This window comes from Micromonospora sp. NPDC047753 (assembly GCF_040642735.1).
Classification (GTDB): Bacteria; Actinomycetota; Actinomycetes; order Mycobacteriales; family Micromonosporaceae; genus Micromonospora.
Genome location: NZ_JBEYSL010000408.1, coordinates 1 through 6,154, shown reverse-complemented (window position 1 = coordinate 6,154; position 6,154 = coordinate 1). Strand labels below are relative to the sequence as shown.

Here is a 6,154-nt window from a genome sequence, read left to right as displayed (position 1 = left end):
CATGCGGGGTTTCCTTCCGAAGGGCGCGATGGGGTACGGCGCCGGGGTGGACCTCGGTCCCGGGGTCGGCGAAAGGGTGGGGTCAGCGGCGGCGGGTGGTGCGCTTCCAGGTCGGCGGTGATGCCGATGAGGGTGACAGTCGCCTCGGCGGGGCCTGCGGTTTCGCGGGCGAGGTACGGGTTCGGTGGGTTGCCGACCATGGAGCCGGGCTTGTCGCCGTGGGTCTGCTGCCAGTGCTGTTGCCAGTAGTCCTTGTCGAAGCTGTGCGTCATCGGAGGATCTCCTCGTCCGTCAGCCGGGCGACCGCCCGGTCGGTGTCCTCGGCGACGAGGTCGGCGTTGAGATGGGCTGCGGCGCGGGCGCCACCAGCTCCGGGCCCGTCGAGTTCCTCAGCCTGGTCGGCAGACAAGGCGAACGCGCACACGTACGCACCGCACCAAACCCGGGCACGCCCCACTGAGCAGCCAGCTGCCTACCTGGCTCCACTCAGGATACGAACGCCGGACCGGTTGCCGACCGCGTAGGTCCCGTTGGTAGCGCAGGGTTTGGTCGTCAGCGAGCGCACTGTGTGGCGGTGGGTCGCGGCCTCGGCCGGCCGTGCGCGGTGTTCGCGGTCCTACCGGCTACCCGCCGCCACGTGCAAGGCTCGGTGGAGACGCCACCGGTACGGCGGCTTGGGACGACGGCGACGTGGCTCCGCAAGGGCTCGGTGCTCGGCTGTCCGCCGCGCTTCCCTGCTCAGTTCGCGGGAGTCGCGTGGTCGTACGCGGCGCGGTTGGTGGCGACTTCGTCGATGTGCACTTCGGCCCAGATCTTGAGGCCGCGCATCATCTGGTGCAGGGAGAGGCCCAGCTCGGTCAGCTCGTAGCTGACAGTGACGGGCACGGTCGGTGTCACGGTGCGGCTGACGAGACCGTCGCGTTCCAGGGAGCGCAGGGTCTGGGTAAGCATTTTCTGGCTGACGCCGGCCAGTAGGCGCGACAGCTCCGAGTAGCGCATGGGGGTGGGCTCACCGGTGCAGTCGGGGCCGCTGCCGAGTGCGGAGAGGATCAGCGTGACCCATTTGCCGGAGATGCGTTCCAGCATCTTGTGGCTCGGGCATGCGGCTAGGAAGGCGTTGTAATTGCTCTTGTTCTGGTCCCGTTGCTGGGCCGCTGTCGGCGTTGCCATCATGCCCTCCTCGAAACTCGGGGCATGTTACGTCCCCTTGTAGTGCTTGCTCTCTCCTGGGAAGTTGCACTCTCATGGTGGACCAGGCATCGGTTAGGTGCCAGTGGGGTTGCTCACAAGCCCACTCCGCCCTCGCAGCTGTGTGCGGATGAGCGGGCCCCGTCGATGCGGTGCGCCGCTCATCCGCACAGTCGGTGTTCAGGAGTGGGCCGCCGCCCATTGGTTGATGAGGTCGGTGGTTTGCGCGGCATTGCGATGCATTGCCAGGTCGTGGGCCGCGTTCTTGATGAGTACGGCGTCGACGTGGCGGGCGGAGCTGAAGGCTTGTTTCTGGTCGGGTACGAACGCCGTCGGGTCGCCTCCGACGTAGAGGTAGTCGTGATCGCCGACCACGTCGAGGACAGGGACGCGGACCGAGGCGGCGAAGGCTCCGGTGGTCAACTCGGTGGCGAAGCCGGGGACCTCGGCGGCGGTCGTGGTCGACTTGGTGGCTTCGTCGGCGGCGAGCGTCGCCGGGTTGGTGTTGGGCAGGTGGTAGAAGAACGTGCGCGAGTTCGGCGCGGTGGTCAGGTATCCGGAGGGCAGGGTCTTATGTGAAAACAGCGGGTCGGTGGCTGCCGCGACCAACGCCGGGAAGCCGTCGAACGACGGTTGCGTCTTGCGATACATGAATCCGGTGACGACGAGCGCGTCGACCTTGTCGGATTGCGCCGCGACGCCCTCGGCGACGACGCTGCCGTAGGAGTGGCCCACCAGGACGATCGGGAGCCGCGCGTAGCGGCGGCTGATCGTGTCGATGAAGTGATCGATCGACGCGACGTGTGCCACGGTGGTGACGGACTCGGCAGCGGGTTTGGTGGACCGGCCGGTGCCGATGCGGTCCAGGGCGATGGCCACCCATCCGTCGCGAGCGGCCTGCTGGGCCTGGGAAACGGTGCCGGCCTTGGTCCGCAGGTCGAAGTAGCGGTGGTCGTAGGTGACTCCTGGGATGAACACTTGCACGCCGCGTGCGTGCCGGACGGGGGCGTACTGCTCGGCGTGGATGGTCGCCGAGGACAGCCCGTCGACGCCGACGGCCACGCGCACATCCATTGAGCTGTGACGCGGAGCGCTCGTGTGGGCCGCGGCCGGGGAGGGAGCTGAGGCGTTCATCCCGGCGGCGAGGGCGATTGCCGTCGCGGCGGTGGTTAGCCAGAGACGCATCTTCTTCATCGGCTGATCCGATCCAGTTCGGCGAGGTCCTCGGCGGACAGGGAAAGGCCCGCGCCCGCAATGTTGTCCCGCAGGTGGGCGACCTTCGAGGTGCCCGCGATCAGGAGAATGTTGGGCGATCTCTGCAGCAGCCAGGCAAGCGCGACGGACATGGGCGTGCTCTGCAGCCGCGCCGCCACCGCCGAGAGCGCCTCGGACTGCAGCGGTGAGAAGCCGCCCAGCGGGAAGAACGGCACGTACGCGATGTTCTCGGCCGCGAGCCGGTCGACGAGTTCGTCGTCGTAGCGGTGAGCGAGGTTGTACATGTTCTGCACGCCCACGATCGGCGCGATGGCCTGCGCCTCGACGACCTGCTCGGCGGTGACGTTGCTGACGCCCAGGTGACGGATCAGGCCTTCCTGCTGCAGTTCGACGAGGGTGCCGAACGCCTCGGCCAGCGATCCGGGCTGGGGACCTTCGGCATTACCCATACGCATGTTCACCAGGTCAAGGGTCTCGACACCGAGGACCTCGAGGTCCTCGTGGACCTGCTTACGGAGGTCTTCGGGCCGCCGGGCGACGGGCCAACCGCCCTGAGCATCGCGGACAGCTCCGACCTTGGTGGCTATGAACAGCCCCTCCGGGTAGGGGTGCAGCGCCTCTCGGATCAGCTCGTTGGTCACTCGCGGTCCGTAGGCGCCGCTGGTGTCGATGTGGGTGATGCCGAGCTCGACCACCTCGCGCAGTACAGCCACAGCGCCGTCATGGTCGGCGGGGGGTCCCATGACCCAGGGGCCGGCCAATTGCATGGCGCCGTAACCGAACCGGGTCACCGTCGAGTCCCCCAGCTTCCACTTACCACCAGGCAGAGAAGCATTCGACATGTCATAGCTCCGTTCTCGTAAAGGCAGGTAATCCTGCTACCTGACCGGGTGCTTCTCCACGATGACAGGGTTGCTCTCTATCAGGAAGTAGGCACCTCAAGGTGCGTAAGTAACCTGCCCTAGTGCTGATCGCGGCACGGGAGCGCGGCAGGCCAGGGTCGTGGGGTTGGTTCGAAAACCAGTTGCACCTCTGGCCCCGCTGCCGCAGCGTACGGTCATGATCAATTCGGTTCGACTGCTTGCGGCCTACGACGAACAGCTTCGGACTGACGCCGAGACGCCGAGCGCGGTCTCGGTCACCCGACACGGGCCACTGCGTCTCGTGACCTTCGCGGGCGGCCGCGGTTTTGTCACCTACCGCGATCTGGGCGGGGCGGACGTCGACACCATCCGGCGGCTCGTCCCAGAGGCGCTCGCTCACTACGTGGCGAACCCTGAGATCGACCGGGTCAAGTGGAAGACCCGTGGGCACGACCACGCGCCAGGATTGCACGAGGCGTTGCTGGAGAACGGGTTCACAGCAGATGAGCCTGAGTCGATCATGCTCGGCGAGGCGCGGCTACTCGCCGTCGACGTTCCGCTGCCCGACGGCGTGACACTGCGTCGGATCAGCGAGGAGGCAGACGTCCGCGCGATGACTGCGATGCAGGACGAAGCCTTCGGGAACCGGTGAGCGACGACATGGCGAACGCCCTCCTGCGCCGCCTGGCCCGCCATGACGGAATGGAGTTGTGGGTCGCCGAGGCTGGCGGACGGATCGTCAGCGCCGGGCGGTTGGAGCCGGTGCACGGGACCGACTTCGCCGGGATCTGGGGCGGCGCGACCCGTGAGGAATGGCGTGACCGTGGGATCTACCGCGCGTTGACCGCAGCGCGGGCCCGCTCAGCACTCGACAGGGGCAAGACACTCATGAACAGCGACTCGACCGAGTATTCACGCCCGATCCTCGAACGCTCCGGTCTGGTCAAGGTGTCGACGACGACGCCCTACAACTGGCGGCGGTGAGCGCCCTAGTCGCGGCCCCATCCGCACCCGAGCACAACGGCTACCGCCCCCTCTTCGGAGTGCACTCTCCGCGAAGAGGCCGGGTCGGGCTTGATGCAAGGTCAACGGCCTGGTGGCTCGGTTCGGCTGGCGCCGTTGCTGTACTTGGCTGCTGTGCTGTTGGCACGGCTTGGTCGGCCTCCCTGGTCCATCCGAGGAACCGGCGGTGCAGCACGCCGGCCGGTGTCCACGCCGACGTTGTAGATCAGGTCGGCGATTCGCCGTGGCTGCCGGTCGGTCCAGACGAAGAACGACTTCCTCATCCATGTCCGGCACGCTACGGCCTCAGGAGCATCCGGCGTACTGGTCGACTCGTCGTTGGTCGCCGTCTGACGACCCGGTGACGGCCCGAACGGCCCAGGCGCCGGCTACCGACCGTGAACCCCGGTGGTCTAGGAGGTGGAGGCCCGGGCGCAGCCGGTGCGGGTGTCCCACGCGAAATCGCAGGAGTGCAACGCCCGGGCAGCCGTGCACTCCCACGCCCTGCTGCGCTTCAACGCGCCTGCCCTGAACCGGGTGCTCTCGTCTTGCACCTGGATCGCGTTCTGGTCGCTGCCGGTGCCGTACCCGCTGGCGGCCCGAACAGCGCGGCAAGCACTAACCGCCCCTGACCAGGCATTCTTGACATATGGATCGTCCGATGAACCTACCCCTGGAGGTATCAACATGTTCACCACGAGGTTCTGGAAGGCCACCGCCGAGCGGGCGGTGAAGAGCGCCGCACAGGGCTTGCTGCTCTACTGGGGCGCTGACGTCGTGTTCAACGCCTGGCAGGCGGACTGGGCAGCGGCCGGTGGCATCGCGTCCGGTGCGGCGGTGCTGTCAGTGCTCACCTCACTGGTGAGTGCGAAGGTATCGGGAGAGGGCGACTCGCCCAGCCTCGTCGGCGCCGAGCAGTAGCCTCATTCGGCTGCGAACGGTGCGTCCCCGCTGACTTCGGTTGGCGGGGGCGTCTGACTCTCTGAGGTGGTCATCCAAGCCGACCGTCAGGCGTCGAAGCGGAAGACAGCACGGCCGAATCGCTCAGCAGGGTCGGCAGGTCGCCAAGGTTGGCGAACGCGCGTCCGCCCCAGCTTGGGTCGGTGTCGTTGTGCTCAGTCGTACGAAGCACGGTCATGCCGACCGCTGCCGCGCCGGCCAGTTCGCCGTCCGCGCCGTCACCGACGAAGACGCACTCAGCCGGCGCGACGCCCAGGCGCTCGGCGGCGATCCGGTAGATCGCCGGGTCGGGCTTGGCAAGCCCGACTCCGCACGAGAAGACCGCGACGTCGAAGCGGCGGGCGAGCGGGCTCTGCGGCCATGCCTCGGCGGTCTCGGAGGTGGCGTTGCTGATGAGGGCCAGTGGATGCCCGCCGTCGCGCAGCGCGTCGAGCACATCCAGGGTGGCCGTCGAGACAGCGCCCAACACCCGGCGCGCGAGCGCACGGCGATGTTCACCGGCCCGTTCCACCTGTTCGTCGGTTGGCGTGCCGCCGAGGCGTCCGGCAAGAATGCGGACGGTTTCCTCCACGTCCCACCGGACCAGCCGGTCACGCCAGGTGGCGTGATAGGCGGCGACCAGCGCGGCCGGAGCCACCCCGACCACGAGCGCCATCTCGCCAACGACCCGGTCACGCTCGTCATCGGCACCGTGTACCAGGGTATGGAAGAGGTCGAAGATCACCGGCCGAGACATCTCAGCATCCTACTGAGGCCGTCACCGCCGTCGACCGCCTGCGATCCCGGGTTACGGCCTCTGAATCATGGAACTGAGGGTGGTTGGTGCTGGTATCGAACCAGCAACCTCTCCGCTGGGCGGGCCTGATGAGCGACTTGAGCGAGGAGGTGGTCACGTGCGGACGGTGACAGGACGGACGGACCGGGTG

General features: G+C 67.6%; 8 protein-coding genes and 1 pseudogene. 3 read left to right on the top strand and 6 right to left on the bottom strand.

Features of this window, described 5'->3' with window-relative positions:
- The 5 genes and pseudogenes from ABZ749_RS26875 to ABZ749_RS26855 form a co-directional block, all read right to left on the bottom strand.
- Window positions 1-272, bottom strand: a pseudogene (locus ABZ749_RS26875) (hypothetical protein); the annotation flags it as partial.
- Window positions 269-424, bottom strand: a complete 156-nt coding sequence (locus ABZ749_RS26870) for a hypothetical protein (RefSeq protein ID WP_357232707.1) — start codon at window positions 422-424, stop codon at window positions 269-271. The pseudogene ABZ749_RS26875 and the gene ABZ749_RS26870, both read right to left, overlap by 4 nt.
- 314 nt (window positions 425-738) lie before the next feature.
- Window positions 739-1,170: a helix-turn-helix domain-containing protein gene (locus tag ABZ749_RS26865; protein ID WP_357232705.1), complete on the bottom strand. Its 432-nt coding sequence runs from the start codon at window positions 1,168-1,170 to the stop codon at window positions 739-741.
- Window positions 1,171-1,368: 198 nt separating this feature from the next.
- Window positions 1,369-2,382, bottom strand: a complete 1,014-nt coding sequence (locus ABZ749_RS26860; RefSeq protein WP_357232703.1) for an alpha/beta fold hydrolase — start codon at window positions 2,380-2,382, stop codon at window positions 1,369-1,371.
- A complete protein-coding gene (locus tag ABZ749_RS26855) occupies window positions 2,379-3,245 on the bottom strand; it encodes an aldo/keto reductase family oxidoreductase (RefSeq protein ID WP_357232701.1) in 867 nt (288 codons plus the stop codon). Before ABZ749_RS26855 ends, ABZ749_RS26860 begins: the two co-directional genes overlap by 4 nt.
- Window positions 3,246-3,462: 217 nt before the next feature.
- Here ABZ749_RS26855 and ABZ749_RS26850 point away from each other — a divergent pair, with 217 nt between their 5' ends.
- The 3 genes from ABZ749_RS26850 (at window position 3,463) to ABZ749_RS26840 (ending at window position 5,189) form a co-directional block, all read left to right on the top strand.
- The gene (locus tag ABZ749_RS26850; protein WP_357232699.1) at window positions 3,463-3,918 is read left to right on the top strand and encodes a hypothetical protein; all 456 of its coding nucleotides are present in this window, start codon (window positions 3,463-3,465) and stop codon (window positions 3,916-3,918) included.
- An 8-nt stretch (window positions 3,919-3,926) separates the two neighbouring features.
- Complete coding sequence (locus ABZ749_RS26845; RefSeq protein ID WP_357232697.1) at window positions 3,927-4,250, top strand: GNAT family N-acetyltransferase; 324 nt, start codon at window positions 3,927-3,929, stop codon at window positions 4,248-4,250.
- 705 nt (window positions 4,251-4,955) lie between these two features.
- The gene (locus ABZ749_RS26840; protein ID WP_357232695.1) at window positions 4,956-5,189 is read left to right on the top strand and encodes a holin; all 234 of its coding nucleotides are present in this window, start codon (window positions 4,956-4,958) and stop codon (window positions 5,187-5,189) included.
- Window positions 5,190-5,259: 70 nt separating this feature from the next.
- Here ABZ749_RS26840 and ABZ749_RS26835 read toward each other — a convergent pair whose 3' ends face one another.
- Window positions 5,260-5,952, bottom strand: coding sequence for an HAD-IA family hydrolase (locus tag ABZ749_RS26835; RefSeq protein ID WP_357232693.1), 693 nt, complete (start codon window positions 5,950-5,952; stop codon window positions 5,260-5,262).
- Window positions 5,953-6,154 lie beyond the last annotated feature (202 nt).